This is a genomic window from Nocardioides sp. WG-D5, from assembly GCF_054031175.1.
Window position 1 is genome coordinate 1594919 of record NZ_CM132928.1, and the last position, 20979, is coordinate 1615897.

General features: G+C 69.3%; 21 protein-coding genes. 12 read left to right on the top strand and 9 right to left on the bottom strand.

Features of this window, described 5'->3' with window-relative positions; all coding sequences use genetic code 11:
- The first annotated feature begins 206 nt into the window (after nt 1-206).
- The 10 genes from ACWZJV_RS07745 (at nt 207) to ACWZJV_RS07790 (ending at nt 10611) form a co-directional block, all read left to right on the top strand.
- Complete coding sequence (locus tag ACWZJV_RS07745) at nt 207-506, top strand: hypothetical protein (protein WP_040756489.1); 300 nt, start codon at nt 207-209, stop codon at nt 504-506.
- A 163-nt stretch (nt 507-669) separates the two neighbouring features.
- Entirely contained in the window at nt 670-1518 is an 849-nt protein-coding gene (locus tag ACWZJV_RS07750) for a nitrilase-related carbon-nitrogen hydrolase (RefSeq protein WP_008362039.1), read from the top strand.
- A 10-nt stretch (nt 1519-1528) separates the two neighbouring features.
- Nucleotides 1529-2962 (top strand): dihydropyrimidinase, encoded by a 1434-nt coding sequence (gene hydA / locus ACWZJV_RS07755; RefSeq protein WP_457180906.1) that lies wholly within the window; start codon nt 1529-1531, stop codon nt 2960-2962.
- Between the two features lie 4 nt (nt 2963-2966).
- Nucleotides 2967-3992, top strand: coding sequence for a TIGR03842 family LLM class F420-dependent oxidoreductase (locus ACWZJV_RS07760; protein WP_457180908.1), 1026 nt, complete (start codon nt 2967-2969; stop codon nt 3990-3992).
- A 2-nt stretch (nt 3993-3994) separates the two neighbouring features.
- Complete coding sequence (locus ACWZJV_RS07765; RefSeq protein ID WP_008362033.1) at nt 3995-4873, top strand: ABC transporter permease; 879 nt, start codon at nt 3995-3997, stop codon at nt 4871-4873.
- On the top strand, nt 4870-5736 hold the full coding sequence (locus ACWZJV_RS07770; protein WP_457180910.1) for an ABC transporter ATP-binding protein: 867 nt from the start codon (nt 4870-4872) through the stop codon (nt 5734-5736). Before ACWZJV_RS07765 ends, ACWZJV_RS07770 begins: the two co-directional genes overlap by 4 nt.
- Nucleotides 5733-6512, top strand: coding sequence for an ABC transporter permease (locus ACWZJV_RS07775; protein ID WP_457180912.1), 780 nt, complete (start codon nt 5733-5735; stop codon nt 6510-6512). Before ACWZJV_RS07770 ends, ACWZJV_RS07775 begins: the two co-directional genes overlap by 4 nt.
- Complete coding sequence (locus tag ACWZJV_RS07780; RefSeq protein ID WP_457180914.1) at nt 6509-7636, top strand: ABC transporter substrate-binding protein; 1128 nt, start codon at nt 6509-6511, stop codon at nt 7634-7636. Before ACWZJV_RS07775 ends, ACWZJV_RS07780 begins: the two co-directional genes overlap by 4 nt.
- Nucleotides 7637-7789: 153 nt before the next feature.
- Nucleotides 7790-9091 carry an aminotransferase class III-fold pyridoxal phosphate-dependent enzyme gene (locus ACWZJV_RS07785; RefSeq protein WP_457180916.1) on the top strand — a complete coding sequence of 434 codons (1302 nt, stop codon included), beginning with the start codon at nt 7790-7792 and terminating at the stop codon, nt 9089-9091.
- Nucleotides 9092-9111: 20 nt separating this feature from the next.
- Nucleotides 9112-10611: a CoA-acylating methylmalonate-semialdehyde dehydrogenase gene (locus tag ACWZJV_RS07790; RefSeq protein WP_196873133.1), complete on the top strand. Its 1500-nt coding sequence runs from the start codon at nt 9112-9114 to the stop codon at nt 10609-10611.
- A 12-nt stretch (nt 10612-10623) separates the two neighbouring features.
- Here the strand turns inward: ACWZJV_RS07790 and ACWZJV_RS07795 are convergent, their stop codons facing one another.
- Nucleotides 10624-10812 carry a hypothetical protein gene (locus ACWZJV_RS07795; RefSeq protein WP_457180919.1) on the bottom strand — a complete coding sequence of 63 codons (189 nt, stop codon included), beginning with the start codon at nt 10810-10812 and terminating at the stop codon, nt 10624-10626.
- A gap of 89 nt (nt 10813-10901) precedes the next feature.
- Nucleotides 10902-12047 carry an endo-1,4-beta-xylanase gene (locus ACWZJV_RS07800; RefSeq protein ID WP_457180921.1) on the bottom strand — a complete coding sequence of 382 codons (1146 nt, stop codon included), beginning with the start codon at nt 12045-12047 and terminating at the stop codon, nt 10902-10904.
- Nucleotides 12048-12174: 127 nt separating this feature from the next.
- Between ACWZJV_RS07800 and ACWZJV_RS07805 the strand changes: the two genes are divergently transcribed.
- Complete coding sequence (locus ACWZJV_RS07805; protein WP_457180923.1) at nt 12175-13425, top strand: FAD-binding protein; 1251 nt, start codon at nt 12175-12177, stop codon at nt 13423-13425.
- Between the two features lie 25 nt (nt 13426-13450).
- On the opposite strand, the gene ACWZJV_RS07810 is transcribed toward ACWZJV_RS07805, so the two are convergent.
- The 7 genes from ACWZJV_RS07810 to ACWZJV_RS07840 all read right to left on the bottom strand — a co-directional run bounded on the left by ACWZJV_RS07810 (nt 13451) and on the right by ACWZJV_RS07840 (nt 19950).
- Nucleotides 13451-13750 carry a chorismate mutase gene (locus ACWZJV_RS07810; protein WP_196873129.1) on the bottom strand — a complete coding sequence of 100 codons (300 nt, stop codon included), beginning with the start codon at nt 13748-13750 and terminating at the stop codon, nt 13451-13453.
- A 43-nt stretch (nt 13751-13793) separates the two neighbouring features.
- Nucleotides 13794-14162 (bottom strand): thioredoxin, encoded by a 369-nt coding sequence (gene trxA, locus ACWZJV_RS07815; protein ID WP_196873128.1) that lies wholly within the window; start codon nt 14160-14162, stop codon nt 13794-13796.
- A 106-nt stretch (nt 14163-14268) separates the two neighbouring features.
- Entirely contained in the window at nt 14269-14409 is a 141-nt protein-coding gene (locus ACWZJV_RS07820; protein WP_196873127.1) for a hypothetical protein, read from the bottom strand.
- Nucleotides 14410-14493: 84 nt separating this feature from the next.
- Nucleotides 14494-16701, bottom strand: coding sequence for a DEAD/DEAH box helicase (locus tag ACWZJV_RS07825; protein ID WP_008362013.1), 2208 nt, complete (start codon nt 16699-16701; stop codon nt 14494-14496).
- A 281-nt stretch (nt 16702-16982) separates the two neighbouring features.
- Nucleotides 16983-17672: a hypothetical protein gene (locus tag ACWZJV_RS07830; RefSeq protein ID WP_008362012.1), complete on the bottom strand. Its 690-nt coding sequence runs from the start codon at nt 17670-17672 to the stop codon at nt 16983-16985.
- An 83-nt stretch (nt 17673-17755) separates the two neighbouring features.
- Nucleotides 17756-18514, bottom strand: coding sequence for an alpha/beta hydrolase family protein (locus ACWZJV_RS07835; protein ID WP_196873124.1), 759 nt, complete (start codon nt 18512-18514; stop codon nt 17756-17758).
- A gap of 53 nt (nt 18515-18567) precedes the next feature.
- Entirely contained in the window at nt 18568-19950 is a 1383-nt protein-coding gene (locus ACWZJV_RS07840; protein ID WP_008362010.1) for an NAD-dependent succinate-semialdehyde dehydrogenase, read from the bottom strand.
- A gap of 134 nt (nt 19951-20084) precedes the next feature.
- Between ACWZJV_RS07840 and ACWZJV_RS07845 the strand changes: the two genes are divergently transcribed.
- Nucleotides 20085-20933 carry an acyl-CoA thioesterase domain-containing protein gene (locus tag ACWZJV_RS07845; protein ID WP_457180928.1) on the top strand — a complete coding sequence of 283 codons (849 nt, stop codon included), beginning with the start codon at nt 20085-20087 and terminating at the stop codon, nt 20931-20933.
- Nucleotides 20934-20979: the final 46 nt, after the last annotated feature.

Sequence of the window (20979 nt, forward strand, 5' to 3'; positions counted from 1 at the left end):
ACCTGGACCCTAGTTTCTATAGGCTACTCACGGGTTGGCCCACAGGTGAGTTACAAAGCACCCAAGGGCGTCACCGATCCCTTCCCCTGATCGTTGGAGTGGGCGAGAGTGCCTCGGGGGAGGCACACGTCCCACCGAGGAGATACATGTCGTCGCACAACGCGGACGGTGTGGGGTCGCATCTGTTCGACTCGTCGAGGAGCGCTATGTCGTTGACCACCGCCGCCAAGGTGGAGGTTCTCAGCGTCCTCGTCCGCGCCGGCCGGGAGGCCCGCGCCCCACTCACCCCGCACGACTGCAACACCGTGGTCGAGACCAGCGCCCATCTCGCCGAGATCGCGCCCACCCTTGCCGAGGGCACGCCGGGCGATCGCGCCCGCGCGACCCGCTCCGCGATGGAGCTGTTCCTCTCGGTCGACTGCCCGCAGCTCGCGCCGGAGCTCCGCGAGGAGCTCGCCAGGGCCGTCGAGCACGTGGTCGTACGTCATCCGGCGAGCGCCGCCTAGATCAAGAAATCCTCACGCTCGAGATAGTTTCAACAAAATTGCCGTCGCGGCCCCAAGGGCCTCGGCGGCATGTTTGTATTTAGGAGGAAACTCAGGGGAAACGACTCCCAGGAACGATGGCGGGACTCGTAGCTCCGCGGGTTCATGACTGGGAGGTAGTTGCATGACCATCGTCAGGGCCGCAATCAGCCAGACCACCTGGACCGGGGACAAGGTCTCCATGCTGGACAAGCACGAGGGCTTCGCGCGTGATGCGGCCGCTCAAGGCGCCCAGGTGATCTGCTTCCAGGAGCTCTTCTACGGGCCCTACTTCGGGATCACCCAGGACAAGAAGTACTACCGCTACGCCGAGCCGGCCGACGGGCCGATCGTGCAGCGCTTCGCGAGCCTGGCCAAGGAGCTCGGCATGGTGATGGTGCTGCCGATCTACGAAGAGGCCGACACCGGGATCTACTACAACACCGCCGTGCTGGTCGACGCCGACGGCACGATCCTCGGCAAGTACCGCAAGAACCATCTGCCGCACGTGGAGAAGTTCTGGGAGAAGTTCTACTTCCGCCCCGGCAACCTGGGCTACCCGGTCTTCGAGTCCGCGGTCGGCAAGGTGGGGATGTACATCTGCTACGACCGCCACTTCCCCGAGGGCTGGCGCGAGCTCGGCCTCAACGGGGCCCACATGGTCTTCAACCCCAACGCCACCAAGCCCGGCCTCTCCAACCGGCTGTGGGAGGTCGAGCAGCCCGCCGCTGCGGTCGCCAACGGCTACTTCGTGCTCGCGCCCAACCGGGTCGGCCTCGAGGACAACGAGTACGGCCCCGAGGCGGTCAACTTCTACGGGATGTCGCAGATCGTCGACCCCCGCGGCAACTACGTCGGCGAGCTCGGCTCGGGCGAGAAGGAGGAGCTGCTCGTACGCGACCTGGACATGAACATGGTCCAGGAGATGCGCGACGACTGGCAGTTCTACCGCGACCGGCGGCCCGATTCGTACACCGCCATCCCCCGACCCTGAGGAGGCCGGCATGACCACCACGCTCATCACGGGCGGCACGGTCGTCTCCGCGACCGGGCGCACCCAGGCCGACGTGCTCGTCGACGGCGAGAAGATCGTCGCGCTCATCTCGCCCGGAGCCAGTCCTTTCGGCACCATCGACGCAGACGTGACGATCGACGCGACCGGGAAGTACGTCATCCCCGGCGGCGTCGACGCCCACACCCACATGCAGCTCCCGTTCGGCGGCACCAACGCCTCCGACACCTTCGAGACCGGCACCCGGGCCGCAGCCTGGGGCGGCACCACGACGATCATCGACTTCGCGGTGCAGCGCTACGGCGAACGCGTACAGGACGGGTTGGCGCACTGGCACGAGCTGGCCGCCGGCAACTGCGCGATCGACTACGGGTTCCACCAGATCATCGGCGGGGTCGATGACGACTCGCTCAAGGCGATGGACACCCTCGTGGACGAGGGGGTCACCTCCTACAAGCTCTTCATGGCCTACCCGGGCGTCTTCTACTCCGACGACGCCCAGGTCCTGCGGGCGATGCAGAAGGCGACCGACCACGGCCTGCTGACCATGATGCACGCCGAGAACGGCCCGGCGATCGACGTGCTCGCCGCGCAGCTGGCCGAGTCGGGGAAGACGAGCCCCTACTACCACGGCATCGCCCGTGCCTGGCAGATGGAGGAGGAGGCCACCCACCGCGCGATCATGCTCGCCGACGTGACCGGCGCACCGCTCTACGTCGTGCACGTCAGCGCTAAGCAGGCCGTCGAGCAGCTGGCCGCCGCCCGGGACAAGGGCAAGAACGTGTTCGGCGAGACCTGCCCGCAGTACCTCTACCTCTCCCTCGAGGAGCAGCTCGGCGCGAGCTCGGAGGAGTGGGGCGACTTCGAGGGTGCGAAGTGGGTCTGCTCGACGCCGCTGCGCTCGCGCGCGGAGGGCCACCAGGACGCGATGTGGCAGGGGTTGCGCACCAACGACCTGCAGATGGTCTCCACCGACCACTGCCCCTTCTGCATGAAGGAGCAGAAGGAGCTCGGCAAGGACGACTTCCGGGCGATCCCCAACGGGATCGGCTCGATCGAGCACCGCGTCGACCTGCTCTACCAGGGCGTGGTGACCGGGCAGATCACCCTCGAACGATGGGTGGAGCTGATCGCGACCACGCCGGCGCGGATGTTCGGGCTCTACGGCCGCAAGGGCGTCATCGCGCCGGGAGCCGACGCCGACATCGTCGTCTACGACCCGGCCGGCCACACCTCCATCGGCATCGGGGAGGGCAGGACCCACCACATGAACATGGACCACTCCGCCTGGGAGGGCTACGAGATCGACGGCCACGTCGACGTGGTTCTCTCCCGCGGGTCCGTCGTCGTCGCCGACGGCGAGTTCCACGGCACCAAGGGCCACGGCAGCTACCTCAAGCGCGACCTCTCCCAGTACCTGGTGTGACGTCATGGACTTCGGTGTGGTGCTCCAGACCAACCCGCCCGCCTGGCGGGTCGTCGACCTGGCGAAGCGGGCCGAGGCGTACGGCTTCGACTACGTGTGGACCTTCGACAGCCACCTGCTGTGGATGGAGCCGTACGTCATCTACAGCCAGATCCTCGCCGAGACCCGCACGATCAAGGTCGGTCCGTTCGTCACCAACCCGGCGACCCGCGACTGGACGGTGACCGCGTCGGTCTTCGCGACCCTCAACGAGATGTACGGCAACCGCACCGTGTGCGGCATGGGCCGCGGCGACTCGGCGGTGCGGGTGCTCAACGGGAAGCCGTCCACGATCAAGGAGATGCGCGAGGCGACCCGGGTGATCCGCGAGCTGGCCAACCGGCGCCCGGTCGAGGTCAACGGCACCACGCTGCAGTTCCCGTGGGCGAAGCGCTCCGAGCTGGAGGTGTGGATCGCCGCCTACGGCCCGCTCGCGCTGAAGGCGGCCGGCGAGGTCGGCGACGGGTTCATCCTGCAGCTCGCCGACCCCGACATCACCGAGTGGATGATCGGGGCGGTCAAGAAGGCGGCCACCGACGCCGGCCACGACCCGGAGTCGCTGACGTTCTGCGTGGCCGCCCCTGCGTACGTCACCGACGGGTCGCCCGAGGCCCTGGCGCATGCGCGGGAGCAGTGCCGGTGGTTCGGCGGGATGGTGGGCAACCACGTCGCCGACATCGTCGCCAAGTACGGCAGCGGCGCGGTCCCGCAGGCGCTCACCGACTACATCGAGGGCCGCGAGAGCTACGACTACAACGAGCACGGCCGGGCCGGGAACACCCACACCGGGTTCGTGCCCGACGAGATCGTCGACCGGTTCTGCCTCCTCGGCTCCGTCGAGGAGCAGGTCGCCAAGCTCGAGCAGCTGAAGAGCCTCGGGGTCGACCAGTTCGCCGTCTACCTGCAGCACGACGCGATGGACCAGACCCTGGCCGCGTACGGCGATCTGGTGATCCCCCGGGTCAACCGGCCCGTGACAGCAAAGGCCTGAGCGTGGGTCGCGTCCTCACCGGGGTCACCCGGACCGCGGCCGGGCTGCTCGGGCTGGCCCTGGTGGTCGCGCTGTGGGAGGGCTACAAGCAGCTCGGGCCCGAGTCCGGCTGGAGCATCGGCGAGGCGCGGATCCTGCCGAGGGCGACCGACCTGGCGATGCCGCACGTGTGGGAGATGGTCACCCGGCTCCTCGAGCCGGAGACCTCCGCCTCGACCTCCTCGCCGCTGTGGCTGGTCGTCCTCCAGGCGGCGCTGGTGTCGCTGGGGATCGCCTGCGTCGGGCTGCTCGTCGGCACGGTCGTCGGTCTGGCGCTGGCGCTGGTCATGGACCGGTTCAGGCTTGCCGAGCACGGCCTGCTGCCGTGGATCGTGCTGTCCCAGACGGTGCCGTTGATCGCGTTCGCGCCGATGGTGAAGTCGTGGGGCTCCAACATCGCCGTCGGCGGCTGGGAGTGGCCGGCGTGGATGTCGGTCGCCGTGATCGCCTCCTACCTCGCCTTCTTCCCGATCGCTGTCGGAGCGCTGCGAGGGCTGCAGTCACCGACCGTGCAGCAGCTCGAGCTCTTCACGACGTACGACGCCGGCTACTGGGCCACAGTGCGCAAGGTCAAGCTGCCCGCCGCCGTGCCCTACCTGCTCTCCGCGCTGCGTCTGGCGGCGGCCGCCGCCGTCGTCGGGACGGTCGTGGCGGAGGGCTCGATCGCCTACATGGACGGCATCGGGCGCAAGCTGATCGGCTACGGCGGCCAGGCCTCCGGCGACCCGGCCAAGGCCTGGGCGCCGATCTTCGGTGCGGCCGTGCTGGGACTGCTCGCCGCCGGCGTCGTCTGGCTCATCGGTGTCGCGCTGCGGCGCTACCGGCGGGGTGAGGCGGCATGATCGACGACGGAAAGGTCACCGTGACCCCTGATTCCCCCACGACGACGCCGACATCCGAGACCGCCGTCTCGCTGGCCGGCGTGACCAAGCAGTTCCCGAGCAAGCAGGGCCAGGTGCACGCGCTGGCCGACATCGACCTGGACATCGCACCAGGCGAGTTCGTCTCGCTCATCGGGCCATCGGGGTGCGGCAAGTCCACGCTGATGCGACTGGTGGCCGATCTCGAGAGCCCGACGGCGGGGACGGTGCGGGTGTTCGGCAAGACCGCGTCGCGCGCCCGCCGGGACCAGGACTACGGGATCGCCTTCCAGCAGGCGGGCCTGTTGGCGTGGCGTACGGTCGCCGACAACATCGCCGTGCCGCTGGAGCTGCACAAGGTCTCCAGGCGCAGGCGACAGGAGCGGGTCGCCGAGCTGGCTGCGCTGGTCGGGCTGGAGGAGTTCACCGGGCACTACCCGGACCAGCTCTCCGGCGGCATGCAGCAGCGGGTGGCGATCGCCCGCGCCCTCGCCGAGCAACCTCGGCTGCTGCTGATGGACGAGCCGTTCGGCGCGCTCGACGAGATGACCCGCGAGCGGCTCCAGACCGAGCTGTCCCGGCTGGTCCGCGAGACCGGAGCCGCGGTCGTCTTCGTCACCCACTCGATCCCGGAAGCGGCCTTCCTCTCCGAACGGGTGGTGGTGATGTCGCCGCGGCCGGGCCGGATCACCCGGATCGTGGACACCGGGATCGGCCCCGACGTCGTCCGCGACGAGGCGCTGCGCGAGTCGGAGCGCTTCTACAAGCTGGTCACCGAGGTCCGCGAGGCGCTGCACGCGAGACCCGCCCCCGACGAGCGCGCCCCCGAGGGAGCCGGCGCATGACACTGTCGCCCGCACGCCTGCTCGCCCCGCTCGTGGTGGGGCTGCTCGGCCTGGCCCTGTGGGCGCTCACCGTCGACGTGCTCGGCATCGGAACGTTCTTCCTTCCCGGACCCGGCGAGGTCGTCACCGCGCTCGGGGAGAGCTGGGAGCCGATCCGGGCAGCCTTCCGGGTCACCGCGGTCAACTCGCTGTGGGGCCTGGCCGTGGGCGCCCTCCTGGGCGTCGCGCTCGCCGGCATCGCCGCGACCGCCCGGCTCTTCGACGGCATGCTCGGCCCCCTGGTCGCTGTCCTCGCGGTCATCCCGATCGTCGCGATCGCGCCGCTGCTCTACACGATGCTCGGCACCGACCAGGAGTCGCCGCGGCGCATCATCGGCGGCATCGCCGCGTTCGTACCCGTCTTCGTCAACACCCTCCGCGGCCTGCGGCAGACCACTCCCCTGCAGCGCGACCTGATGAGGACGTACGCCGCCGGGCCGGTGCAGCGCTTCCGCACCGTCACGCTCCCCGTCGCGATCCCGTACGCCCTCACCGGGCTGCGGGTGGCCGGGTCGCTGGCGGTCATCTCGGCGCTGGTCGCGGAGTACTTCGGCGGGGTCAACAACGGACTCGGCAGCGCCATCAAGAACGCCGCGACCACCAACCATGCCCGGGCATTCGCGTACGTCGGGGGCGCGATCGTGCTCGGCCTGCTGGTCTTCGCGATCACAGCCGCACTGGAGCGGCTGGCGCACAGGGCCTACGGGCAACACCTCGACCACCGGAGGAAACGATGATCGGACGCGTACGACAGGGACTGGCGGCCGCGGCCGCCTTGACGCTGGCACTGGGGCTCGCCTCGTGCGGAAGCTCGGAGAGCGAGGGAGACGGCGACCTGACCCAGGTCAAGCTGCAGCTGCAGTGGCTGCCGCAGTCACAGTTCGCCGGCTACTACGCGGCGATGGACCAGGGCTTCTTCGAGGACGAGGGGCTCGACGTCGAGATCATCCCCTCGGGCGGCGACATCGTGCCGCAGGACGCCCTGGCCAACGGCGACGTCGACTACGCCGTCGCCTGGGTGCCGAAGGTGCTGGGCTCGATCGAGGCCGGCGCCGAGCTGACCAACGTCGCCCAGATCTTCCAGCGCTCGGGCACTCTGCAGGTCTCCTGGGCAGACTCCGGCATCGAGTCGGTCGCGGACTTCGAGGGCAAGAAGATCGGTTCGTGGGGCTTCGGCAACGAGTGGGAGATCTTCGCCGCGATGGCCGCGGAGGGACTCGACTCCAAGTCCGTCTCGATCGTCACCCAGGACTTCAACATGAACGCGTTCCTCCAGGGCGACATCGACGCGGCGCAGGCGATGACCTACAACGAGTACGCCCAGCTGCTGGAGGCCGAGAACCCCAAGACCGGGAAGCTCTACCAGCCCTCCGACTTCAACGTCATCTCCTACGAGGACACCGAGGGCGCGATGCTGCAGGACGCACTCTGGGCCGACACCGAGCGACTCTCCTCGGACGCCGACTACGAGGAGACGACCGTCAAGTTCCTCAAGGCGGTCGTCAAGGGCTGGGCCTACGCCCGCGACAACGCCGAGGAGGTAGCCCCGACCATGGCCGAGCACGAGTCGACCTGGGGTCCCTCCCACGAGCTGTGGATGCTCAACGAGACCAACAAGCTCATCTGGCCGGCCGAGAACGGGGTCGGGGTCATCGACGAGGCGGCCTGGAAGCAGACCGTCGACGGCGCACTCTCGGCGACCAACGAGAAGGGCGAGAAGCTGATCACCAAGGCTCCGCCGGAGACGGCCTACTCCAACGAGTACATCGAGAAGGCGCTCGACGAGCTCGGCGACGAGGTCGACAGCAAGGGCACCGACTTCAAGCCCATCGAGGTGGAGGTCACCGCTGGTGGCGCGTGATTCAGTCGCGTATGGCACCTCAATGTAACGAAAACGTAGCCGTCGACCTGATATACCGTCGTAATCGGTACTCTCGTTCGGCGGCTACGTTGCTGTTTCCGGCGTAGAGTGAGTGCCAGATCCATGTCCATCCACGCACCCCAGGGGACAGCCTTGACCAGCGCCAGCGACGCCCGCGCGTACGACCTCGACCGATCCCACGTCTTCCACTCCTGGTCCGCCCAGGCGTCGCTGAAGCCGCTCGTCATCGCCGGCGGGCAGGGCTCGCGGGTGTGGGACGACTCGGGGCACACCTACCTCGACTTCTCCTCCCAGCTGGTCAACACCAACATCGGCCACCAGCACCCTCGGGTGGTGGAGGCGATCAAGAAGCAGGCCGAGACGCTGACCACGATCGCGCCGACGACGGCCAACCTGGCTCGTGGCGAGGCCGCCGAGCGGATCACCGACATCGCACCGGTCGGCTTCAACAAGGTCTTCTTCACCAACGCCGGCGCCGACGCGATCGAGAACGCGATCCGGATGGCGAGGATCCACACCGGCCGCGACAAGGTGCTCTCGACCTACCGCTCCTACCACGGCAACACCGGCGCCGCGATCGTCGCGACGGGCGACTGGCGACGGATCCCGAACGAGTACGCCCGCGGCCACGTGCACTTCTTCGGCCCCTACCTCTACCGCTCGGAGTTCTGGGCGACCACGCCCGAGCAGGAGTCCGAGCGCGCCCTCCACCACCTGCGCCGGGTCATCGAGGCCGAGGGTCCCGCCTCCATCGCGGCGATCCTCCTCGAGACCATCCCGGGCACGGCCGGGATCATGATCCCGCCGCCGGGCTATCTCCCCGGTGTCCGCGCGTTGGCCGACGAGTTCGGGATCGTGCTCATCCTCGACGAGGTCATGGCCGGCTTCGGCCGCACCGGCGAGTGGCTCGCGCTGGACGCCTACGACATCGTCCCCGACCTGATCACGTTCGCCAAGGGGGTCAACTCGGGCTACGTACCGGCCGGCGGGGTGATCATCTCCGACCCGGTCGCGGCGACCTTCGACGACCAGGTCTTCCCCGGCGGCCTCACCTACTCCGGCCACCCGCTCGCGATGGCGTCGATCGTGGCGACCATCGAAGCGATGAACGAGGAGGGCATCGTCGACAACGCCGCGACCATCGGCACCGACCACATCGCCCCCGGGCTGGCCGCGCTGGCCGAGAAGCACGACGTGATCGGCGAGGTGCGCGGCACCGGGGTCTTCTGGGCCCTCGAGCTCGTCGCCGACCGCGAGACGCGGGAGCCGCTCCCGGCGGCGACGATGGGCCGGATCAAGTCCGACCTCATCGCCCGCAACCTGATCCCGTTCACCATGGAGAACCGCATCCACGTGGTGCCTCCGTGCGTCGTCACCCCCGACGAGGTCGCCGAGGCGATCTCGATCTACGACGACGTGCTCGGCTCGCTGTAACACTCAAAAGGACGCATGAAATGACCGATCTCCCCATCCTCGACCACTGGATCGGCGGGGCCACCAACCCCGGCACCGGCACCCGTCTCGGCGACGTCTACAACCCCGCGTTGGGCACCGTCCAGAAGCACGTACGCTTCGCCTCGGCCGCCGACGTCGACACCGCCGTCACCGCGGCGAAGAAGGCCTATGACGAGTGGAGCGAGACCTCGCTGACGCGGCGTACGGCCGTGCTCTTCAAGTTCCGCGAGCTGCTCAACGCCCGCAAGGGCGAGCTCGCCGAGATCCTGACCGCCGAGCACGGCAAGGTGCTCTCCGACGCCGCCGGCGAGATCGCCCGCGGGCTCGAGGTCGTCGAGTTCGCCTGCGGGCTCTCCCACCTGCTCAAGGGCACCGTCTCCGAGCAGGTCTCCACCGGCGTCGACGTGACCACCCTGAAGCAGCCGCTCGGGGTCGTGGGCATCATCAGCCCGTTCAACTTCCCGGCGATGGTGCCGATGTGGTTCTTCCCGATCGCGATCGCGGCCGGCAACACGGTGGTGATCAAGCCGTCGGAGAAGGACCCGACCGCGTCGAACTGGATCGCGGAGCTGTGGGCCGAGGCGGGGCTGCCCGACGGCGTCTACAACGTGGTCCACGGTGACAAGGAGGCGGTCGACGCGCTCCTCGACAACCCCGACGTCGCCTCGATCTCCTTCGTCGGCTCCACCCCGATCGCCCGCTACGTCTACGAGCGCGGCACTGCCGCCGGCAAGCGCGTCCAGGCGCTCGGCGGCGCCAAGAACCACATGCTCGTCCTGCCCGACGCCGACCTCGACCTGGTCGCCGACTCGGCGGTCAACGCGGGCTTCGGATCGGCCGGTGAGCGCTGCATGGCGATCTCGGTGGTGCTCGCGGTCGACTCGGTGGCCGACAGCCTGATCTCGAAGATCACCTCCCGGATGGCCACGCTCAAGACCGGCGACGGCACCCGCGGCACCGACATGGGCCCGCTGATCACCGGAGCCCACCGCGACAAGGTGGCGAGCTATGTCGACGTGGCGGCCGCCGACGGGGCCGAGGTCGTCGTCGACGGCCGCGGGATCGACGTGGACGGCGACCCCAACGGGTTCTGGGTCGGGCCGACGCTGGTCGACCGGGTGCCGACCACCTCGACCGTCTACACCGAGGAGATCTTCGGCCCGGTGCTCTCGGTCGTCCGCGTCTCCGGCTACGAGGAGGGCCTGGAGCTGATCAACTCGGGCCAGTTCGGCAACGGCACCGCGATCTTCACCAACGACGGCGGCGCTGCGCGCCGGTTCCAGCGCGAGGTGCAGGTCGGCATGGTCGGTGTGAACGTGCCGATCCCCGTGCCGGTCGCCTACCACTCCTTCGGCGGCTGGAAGGCGTCGCTGTTCGGGGATGCGAAGGCCTACGGTCCCGCCGGGCTCGACTTCTTCACCCGCGAGAAGGCCGTCACCACCCGGTGGCTCGACCCCTCGCACGGCGGGATCAACCTCGGGTTCCCGCAGAACTCCTAGCCGCCTACCCGGTCAGTAGTCGTAGTCGTCGTCGGGGCCGCCCGCGTCGAGCTTCTGCTCGGCGTAGTCGGCCTCGTCGACGTCGTCCGGCGCCGAGGTGACGGTCTCCTCGGCGTCCAGCGGCGCCTCGTCGTCGACGGTGGTCTTCACGACGTCGGTCGCCTGCTCCTCGAGGTCTGCTTCTGCTGCGTGCTCGCTCATCTACCCTCGCTCAGATCGATCGATGTGCTCGGTCTCCAGTAGACCACCGGCGGGCGGGAGTCGCCACGACCAGCTGCGGCTCGGCTGCCTCAGCGGCGACGGGGCGCCCCCAGAGCCAGCCGCAGGTCCTGCTTCAGCGTGGTGTACGCCACCTTGGGCTGCTTGTTCACGTCCCAGAGCAGCGCGTAGCCCTGTCCTTCGAACCAGCCCGGTACCCACGAGTGGGTGTCGTCGATGCCCCAGACCGTGAACGAGGTGCAGGCACGTACGGCGAGACAGGCCTGGAGCATCTGCGAGAACTCGTAGGGATGGGCGAAGAGCGCCAGGTCGTCCGTCGGGACCTGGGTCTCGGCGGAGTCGACGAAGGTGCGTACGTCGGCCTCGGTGACCGCGACCTTCAGCCCCAGGTCGGCGTAGCGCTGCAGGTCGGCGCGGAACCGCTCGCCGGAGAAGCCGTACTGGGTGTCGAGGTGGCCCTGGTTGCCGATCCCGTGGATCGGCACACCCTGGGCGATCAGCTCCTTGGCCCAGTTGTAGACCGCGGTCGACTTGGCGCTGTTCCCGTCCTCACCGGCGATGTTGTAGTCGTTGTAGAACAGCTGGGCCTTGGGGTCGGCGGCATGGGCCCAGCGGAAGGCGTCGGCGACGATGCCGGTGCCGAGGTGCTTGATCCAGAAGTTGTCGCCGTTCATGCCGTTGGGGAGCGGGGCGGGGCTCCAGGAGTCGGCGAAGAACTCGTTGGCGACGTCCCACTGGTAGACCTTGCCGCGGAAGTGGCTGACCTCGTCGGTGATGTGCTTCTTGAGGATCGCGCGGAGCTCGCCGGCGCTGATCGTCCCGTTGGCGACGCCCTCGGTCAGCCAGGCCGGGTTCTGGTTGTGCCAGAGCAGGGTGTGACCGCGCACCTTCTGGCCATGGGCCTCGGCGAACTCGACGACGGCGTCGGCACCCGACCAGTCGTAGGTGCCGCGGGTGGGCTCGACGGTCTCCCACTTCATCTCGTTCTCGGGGGTGAGGCTGGAGAACTCGTCGGCGGCGATGCCGGCGAGCACGTCGTCGGCCAGCACCTCGGGGTTGACCGCCACCCCGACACGCAGGCCGATCTGGGAGCCGTAGGAGCGGAGCGAGTCGGGCGGGGGCTGGAAGCCTCGCGGCTCAGCGTGAGCGGTGGATGACGCGGTGCCGGCGACTGCGACCGTCGCGGCGACGGCGGCGGCCAGATAGCGAATTTTCACGGTGCCTCCAGTCAATGAGTGTGATCGGCATCACAGACTGGCCTTCGCGGGGCGGGGTTGTCAATCGTTGTCGATAACGTTTTCTGAAGAGGCGCGCAGAAGCTCGCACCCGGCTACGATCCGATCCATGCGCACCGAGACCCCTGCCCGCGAAGCTCCCGGATCGACGTGGGCCCGCAGCTATGACTACACCGCCCGCGCGCTCGTGCGACCACGTTCCGTGGAGGACGTACGCGACCTCGTGCTGCGCGAGCCACGGCTGCGGGCGCTGGGTTCTCGGCACTCCTTCACCGATCTCGCGGACACCTCGGGAGTGCTGGTCTCGCTCGACGCACTGGAGTCCTCGCCAAGCCTGGCCGGGGAGGTTGTCCGGGTGCCCGGCGGGATGCGCTACGGCGAGCTCGCCGCCTGGCTCGAGGAGCGCGGACGGGCGCTGCCCAACCTCGCCTCGCTCCCCCACATCTCCGTGGCCGGAGCGGTCGCGACGGGCACCCACGGCTCCGGGATCGGCAACGGGTCGCTGGCCACGTCCGTGACCGCGCTGGAGATCGTCGACGGCCGGGGCGAGCTGGTGCGCGTGGAGGCCGGGTCCCCCGACTTCGCGGGAGCCGTGGTGGGCATCGGCGCCCTGGGAGTCGTGACCCATCTCGAGCTGGCGACCTCGCCGACCTATGAGATCAGGCAGACGGTTCATGACGGCCTCACCTACGCTGACCTGCGAGAACATCTCACCGAGATCCTCGGGGCGGCCTACTCGGTCTCGATCTTCACGCGTTGGGAGGACGAGCCGGACGGCTCCGTCGGTCGGGTCTGGGTGAAGTCGCGCTCGACGACTCCGGAGATCCCCGGGACGGTCCTCGCGGCCCAGCCTCGCCATGTCATCCCCGGTCTCGACCCGGCCCCGTGCACCGAGCAGCTCGGGGTGCCGGGACCGTGGCACGAGCGGCTGCCCCACTTCCGGCTCGACTTCCAGCCCAGTGTCGGCGCAGAGCTGCAGAGCGAATACCTGGTGCCCCTCGACCGCGCGCAGGAAGCCGTCGACGCCGTCCGGTCGCTCGCCGACCGGGTCCGGCCGCTGCTGCAGGTCGGCGAGATCCGTGCGGTCGCGGCCGACGACCTGTGGCTCTCCCCCGCCTACGGCACCGACGTCCTGGCGCTGCACTTCACCTGGAACGCCGACCCCGTCGGCGTGGGCGAGCTCCTGCCCGAGCTGGAGCAGCGGCTCCCGGCCGGAACCCGGCCCCACTGGGGCAAGCTCTTCGCCACCTCGGAGCCGGGCGCCGGTTTCCCGCGCTGGGACGACTTCAAGGACCTGGTTCGCCGCTTCGACCCGGACCGCCGGTTCTGGAACGCCTGGCTGGCCCGGGTGCTCGACTGACCTGCCTGGGCTGAGACTTCCGGGGTCAGCTCTCCAGGAACTGCCGGTGGTTGCGGATCACCTCGGCGATGATCACGTTGAGGATCTTCTCGGCGAACTCCGGGTCGAGGCCGGCGTCGTCGGAGAGGCGGCGGAGCCGCTCGATCTGGATCGCCTCGCGGTTGGGGTCGGCAGGAGGGAACCCCGCGCGCGCCTTCAGCCGACCCACCTGCTCGGTGCACTTGAAGCGCTCGGCGAGAAGGTGGACGAGGGCGGCGTCGAGGTTGTCGATGCTGCCGCGCAGACGGAGGAGCTCTTCGTGGGCGGCGCTATCGGGTTCGGTCACAGCGCTATCAAACCTGATGGGCGCCGGGGAGCCACGACGAGTCTTACTCGCCGGACTCCTTCGAGGCCTGCTCGGCCAGCGCCTTGTCGATGTCGAGGTCGACGACCGCGTCGATGACCTGCTTCAGCGCGGGCGCGGGCAGCGCACCGGGCTGGGAGAAGACGAGGTTGCCCTTCTTGAAGGCCATCAGCGTCGGGATCGAGGTGATGTTGGCGGCACCGGCGAGCGCCTGCTCGGCCTCGGTGTCGACCTTGCCGAAGACGATCTCCGGGTGCTCCTCGGAGGCGGCGTCGTAGATCGGGCTGAACTGGCGGCACGGGCCGCACCAAGACGCCCAGAAGTCGACGAGAACGATCTCGTTGTCGGTGACGGTGCTCTCGAAGTTCTCTGCGCCGAGCTCGACGGTGGGCATGGGGCTCTCACTTCCGGTCTGAATTCGTGTGCGCGCCGGATCGGCGGACACGTACGCCTCAACGCACGGGTGTCGCTGAGGATTCCCGGGGCGCTTGCCCGCGGGATCAGGGAAGGCGCTTGGCCTTCGGCCCGATGTGCCGCTCGATGCGGCTGCGGGGCTGCCCGGTCAGCTTGGCGACGATCGGCACCCGGAAGACGTAGCCACCGACGGCCGCCGCGACGAGGAGGAGAATGATCCAGAACATGTGAGCAAGCGTACGCCGCAGCACCCAGGCCCCACCTCAGGATTCTCCCTGAGATGGGGCCCGGATCGAGTCCCGGAGACCGGGTCAGGCGGCGCGGCGACCCCGGCGGCCCGACTCGCGCTTGCGGAGCGCGTCGGTGAGCAGCGAGACCAGGGCCTCGAGCTGCACGTCGGCGGAGTCGGTGACCTCCTCGTCGGAGCCGTCCAGGGCACGAGCCGCGAGGCCGGCCTTGGAGTCGATCAGCTCGGCGATCCGGGTGTCGATGGTCTGGCTCGCGATGATGCGCCAGGCCGTGACGGGCTCGGTCTGGCCGATGCGGTGGACCCGGTCGATCGCCTGGGTCTGCTCGGCGTCGGTCCAGGAGAGCTCGGCCAGGACCAGGTTGGAGGCGGCCTGCAGGTTGACGCCGACGCCGGCGGCGGTCAGCGAGCAGACGATGATCTCGACCTCGGGGTCGTTCATGAACTCGTCGATGGCCTTCTCGCGCGCCTTCGAGGTCTGGTCGCCGCGGATCGTGGAGTAGCGGATGCCGCGCTCCTCGAAGAGCTTCTGCGCGGTGTCCATGACCTCGATGTGCTTGGCGAAGAAGACGACCTTGCCGACGTTGCGCGCCAGCTGGGCGGCGTAGTCGGCGGCCAGCGACGCCTTCGCCCGGCCGATGCGGCGCATCATGCCGAAGACGTTCTCGCCGGTGGAGGCGTCCTGGTCCTCGCGCTCCCAGGTGGCGACCCGACGGATCAGCTCGAGGTCGAGCTCGCCCGGAGCCGGCTTGGCACCGGTCACCCGGGTCTCGATCGCGGTGTCGTAGCGCTGCATCATCCGCTTGGCCAGCTCGGCCTCGGCGGCCCGGATCGAGCGGCCCTCGGCGTCGTCGAGCTCGACCGGGAGGTCGGCCACGCGCCGCGCCGGGATGTCGCTGGCGACGTCGATCTTGCGGCGGCGCACGATGCCCTGGTTGACGACGACACGGCGGGCGGCACCGTAGAAGCTGTTGTCCTGCGGGGTCAGCCCGGTCTCCTCGAGCCCCTCGAGCAGCCCGTTGAGCGGCTTGACGTCGTCGATCCAGCCGAGGAACTGCCAGATCGCCCGGAAGTCCTCGATGTCGTTGATCAGCGGGGTGCCGGTCAGGGCCATCAGCAGCGGGTTGGCCGTACGCTGCCGGATCTTCTCCGAGAGGGCCAGCACGTGCTGGGACCGCTGGGAGGACTTGTTCTTGATGAAGTGGGCCTCGTCGACGACCATGCCCTTGAAGCCGAACTCGCCGAGCCAGCCGACGTGGCGGTCGAGGATCTCGTAGTTGACCACGATGATGTCGGCGAAGCCGTCGATGTCCTCACCGTTGCCGTGCACGACGGTCGCCTTCTTGGACGGCGTCCAGAGGCTGACCTCGCGGGCCCAGTTGGCCTTGACGACGTTGGGCACGACCACCAGCAGCGGGTAGGCGTTGGCCGCCTCGGCGGCGAGCAGCGCCTGGGCGGTCTTGCCGAGGCCGGGCTCGTCGGCCAGCAGGTAGGAGCGGTGTCCCTCGGCCGCCGAGGCGACGAGCTGCGCCTGGTGGTGCATGAGCTCGCGGGTGCCGGGCGCGTCGACGTGGCCGGGGCCGTAGGCGGGCGGGTCGGGCAGCGGCATGCAGGACGGCCCGGAGTCGGCGTACTCGAAGCTGCGGAACAGCGGCCCGAGGAGCTCCCAGCCGGAGAGCCGGCGGGCGTGCACCGGCGGGCGGGCGTTGGTGAAGTCGGGCGCCAGGAAGGGGTTGGAGAGCTGGCGCTGGATGACGCTCGTCGGGACCACGCGCTTGTCGGGGACGACGACGGCGGGGGTCTCGTCCTCGTCCTCCTCCTCGTCCTCGGGCACGTCGACGCCACCACGGGCCATCAGCTCGTGCTTGAGGTCGACGGCGGCCTCGGAGATCTCGGCGTCCTCGGCGAGGAGCTCGAACAGACGCGAGTCCATGGTCGCGGTCTTGGCCAGGATCGTGGCGATCCCGTCCAGACGCTTGAGCTGCTCGGCGCGACGGCCCTCGTTGAGGGTCTCGTCCTCGAGCACGCGGTGGCGCTCGTCTCGGGCGAGCAGCGCGACGACCTGGAACTTGGTGCGTACGTCGGGCATCGCCGAGCGGCGCTGAACCGCCGACTCGACCTCGCGGACGACCTGAGCGAGCACCGGGATGATGCCCTCGTTGTCCTTGTGGACGCCCTTGCGGCGACCGTTCTGCCCGGACTTGCCGGCGTTGCCGTTGCTACGTGAACGGCCGGACCGGTTGTTGCGCCGGGTAGCGGCTCCCTGAGCCAACTGAATCCTCCTTGGGCCACGCACGGGTGAGTGGCATGTCCAAATGCCGACCCTCATCGGCCGGTCGCCCTCCCAGGGCTCGCGCAGGTCGATGGCTGACGACTGACGACCGCGTACAACAGCGGATACCCGCGATCGGCGCCTCATCGACCGGGCAGTGACTCGTTCGGTCCCCACGACGAACGTCCACGAGCCGGGCGCTTGCAGCGAGTGTAACCCCACCCACACCCGTTAGTGGAAGTCTCGTTCGGTGTTTTCTGTCGATTGATCAAACATGCGTGTCAGGCAGGCCGCGGACGCGCCCGGTAGAACTCGCGTGCGCGCCGTCCGAGACGCTTGGTGGCGGTGTCCGAGAGCACCACGCCGAGCGGGATGTTGAGCACCGGGATGCCGCGCAGGAAGACACGCCGGGCCACCCGGGCACCGACGAGCTGCGCCATCCCCTTGGTCGCCTCGACGGTCTTGTTGGCCGCCCAGCGGGAGGCGGCACGGACACCGAACCGGCTGCCCGCGGTGCCGGCCGCACTGCCGCCGCCGTCGAAGAGCAGCTCCACGCCGGCGAGCCTGAGGAACTCGTCGATCCGGGCCGGATCCTCCAGATCCTGCCCGTACGCAGCGGCGATGTGCATCACCAGCCGCTGCTCGATCCACGCCAGCGCGACCAGGTCCCCGAGGATCGCCGTGCCGGCCGCGGCCACGACAGCCGCGGGACCGCCGATGACGGCCGGCACCTCGGCGACCGCGATCATCGCGCCGCCGCCGGCGCCCTGCAGGCGGGCGAGCCAGCGGTGCTTCCTGATCAGCTCGTCGACGTACGCCTCGGTGTCGAAGCCGGGCTCCTCGCGGTCCGCGGCGACCTTCCTGGCGATCTCCGGACCCTGCGTGGCCACCAGGTGCCCGACCAGCACCTGCGGCGCCGCCGGACCTGCCTTGATCAGCTCCTTGACCGGGAACTTCGGCTTCTTGCTCATCTGCCCTCCGCGTCGTTCGACGACGGTGTCGCCGCCTGATGAGCCGAACCTATCCGAGGCCGGACCCGGTCCGGCGCTACGACTCAGTCGTTCAGGTACTGGTCCGCCCAGGCCGAGATGATCCGCGCGGCGCGCTGGGCCTGGCCGCGCTTCGTGAGGAGGTGGTCGGAGCCCTCGAGCGCCACGAAGGAGCGCGGGTGGCGGGCGGTGTTGAAGATGTCGGAGGCGTTCTCGATGCCGACCGTGGTGTCGGTGGGGCTGTGCATGACCAGGAGCGGCTTCTTGAGCTGCATGATCTTGTGGCGCAGATCGGCGCGGCGTACGTCATGGACGAAGGCCTTGCGCAGGGTCAGCGACTTGCCGCCGGCCATCCACGGCGCCTCGCCGTCCTCCATGACCCGGGAGAGCACGGCGTCGTAGTTGTGCTCGACGTGGGCCGGCTGGAACGGGGCGCCGACGGTGGCGACGGCGTCGACCCCGACCGCCTCGCTGGCCGCGGCCAGGACCGCCGCACCGCCGAAGGAGTGGCCGACGAGGAGCTCGGACGGGGTGCCGCGCTCGGCCATGAAGCGGGTGGCCTCGACGGTGTCGGCGACCTTGTGGGTGAAGGAGCCGTCGCCCCAGTCTCCCTCGGAGTCACCCAACCCGAGGTTGTCGAAGCGCAGCATCCCGATGCCCTCGGCGGCCAGCTGCTTGCAGATCCGCGCGGCGGCCGGAGAGTCCTTCCCGAGGGTGAAGCCATGGCTGAACACTCCCCAGCCACGCACCTCACCCTCGGGCAGGTCGATGAGACCGGCCAGCATGGGTCCGGACGTACTCTTGAAGGTCACCTTCTCAGCCACGCACAGGATTCTCGCAGAGTCCGGCGCGACCGTTCAGGGGTGCTCAGCCCAGCTCAGCGCTCGACGTAGAACAGGCGCTTGTTGAGGAACTCGTCGATCCCGAGCGGGCCGAGCTCGCGGCCGAAGCCGGAGCGCTTGGTGCCGCCGAAGGGGACGTCGGCGCCCTCGCCGGCCGGGGTGTTGACGTTGGCCATGCCGACGTCGAGCTGCTGGGCGACGGCGATCGCGCGGGCCTCGTCGGTGGAGAAGACGGCACCGCCGAGGCCGTACTCGACCGCGTTGGCCAGCTCGACGGCCTCCTCGTCCGTGCTCACCTTGTAGACCACGGCGACCGGACCGAAGAGCTCCTCGGTGTAGGCGCGCATCTCCGGCGTGACGTCGGTGAGGACGGCGGGTGCGAAGAACGCGTCGGGGCCGTCGGAGATCTCGCCGCCGGCGTGGAGCGTGGCGCCCTTGTCGACCGCGTCCTGGATCTGCGCGCGCAGCGCCTCGGCCGCCTTGCGGGCCACCAGCGGGGAGTAGACGGTGTCGTCGCCGTCCTCGCCCTCGAGCGGCTTCATCGCGGCGGCGCGCTTGGTGAGGGCCGCGACGAAGTCGTCGTAGACGCCCTCGTTCACGATCATCCGCTTGTTGCCGTTGCAGACCTGGCCGACGTTCTCCATCCGGGTCGCCCAGGCGGTCTCGGCGGCCTCGTCGATGTCGTCGGAGTCGAGGATGATGTAGGGGTCGGAGCCGCCGAGCTCGAGGACGACCTTCTTCAGGTTGCGGCCGGCGGCCTCGGCGACCGCCGTGCCGGCGCGCTCGGAGCCGGTCAGGGAGACCGCGCGGACCCGCGGGTCGGCGATCATCGTGGCGATCTGCTCGTGGGTGGCGTAGAGGTTCTGGTAGACGCCCTCGGGAAGGCCGGCGTCCTCGAAGATCTTCGCGATCGCGGCCGAGGAGCGCGGGCAGTTCTCGGCGTGCTTGAGGATCACGGTGTTGCCGGCGACCAGGTTGGGCGCGGCGAAGCGGGCGACCTGGTAGTAGGGGTAGTTCCACGGCATCACGCCGAGCACCGGGCCGAGCGGGAGGCGCTGGATGACGGCCTTGCCCTCGTGGCCGGGCAGGTCGGTCTCCTTGAGGAGCTCGGGACCGTGGTCGGCGTAGTAGGCGGTGATCTCGCCGGAGAACTCCGCCTCGCCCGCGCCCGAGGAGGTCTTCTTGCCCATCTCGGTGCGGATGATCGAGCCGAGCTCCGCGGCGCGCTCGGTGAAGAGGTCCGCGGCGCGCTTCACGATCGCGGACCGCTCCTCGATCGGGGTCGCGCGCCAGGCTTCGTACGCCTTCTGGGACCGCGCCAGCGCCTCCTCCACCTCGGCGTCGGTGGCGAACGGGAAGGTCTCGATCACTTCACCCGTGGCGGGGTCGGTCACCTGGTAGGGAGGCGTGGTGCTCATCGTCGTCCTCTTCGATCGGGGCTGCTTTGGGTGCGATGGTACGTGGTTTTAGCCCACTTGTAATGACGGAACCGTTACTATTTACCGGTTTTCGCAACTGAATCCGAAGTTAGGACACGTTCTAGAATGTGCGCATGGATCTTGCATTCTTCCGGCGCACCGATGACGGCTTCGAGCCTACGCCGATGGCTCGCAGCATGTGGGCCGACGACCACATGCACGGAGTGGCCGCCAGCGGCCTGATCGCCCGCGGCCTCGAGGACCAGATCGAGGTCCTCGGCCGGGCCGCCGAGCTGGTGCCGTCGCGCTACCACGTCGACCTGTTCCGGCCGCCGCGGATGGTGCCGACGAGGATCCGGACGAGCGTCGTACGCAACGGCCCTCGCATCGCGTTGCTCGACGCCGAGATGGTCCAGTCGTCCGGCGCCGACTCGGAACAGGTCGTGGCCCGGGCGACCTGCACCTATCTGCTCGCCGGCGAGAACCCGGCCGGGGAGGTCTGGTCGGCGACCGATCGCGCCACTCCCCCGCCGCTCGAGGTGGCGCCGCCGACCTCCGAGCCGCACGTACCCTTCTTCGTCTCCGACAACCCCTGGTCCGACGACTTCGGCAAGCACCAGAACGCCGGGCGCCACGTCACCTGGCAGGTCGCGGTCCCGACCGTCGCCGGCGAGCCGATGACCCCGTTCCAGACCGTGGCCTCCATCGCCGACGCCACCTCGATGGTCACCAACTGGGGCAGCAACGGCGTCGAGTGGATCAACACCGACATCTCCCTCGCCCTCGCCCGCCGTCCCGCCGGCATGGAGGTCGGCCTCGCCACCATCGACCACGTCGCCCACGAGGGCATCTCCGTCGGCACCGCCGAGGTCTTCGACCGCGAGGGCACCATCGGCACCGCCACCGTCACCGCCCTCGCCAACGCCAAGCGCACCGTCGACTTCACCGCTCCCGTCGAGGGTGGTCCGGCGACGCCGGTCTAGGCCTGGCGAGGCGTCGGCCCGGTCGGCCGAGGCGTCACTCGCGTCG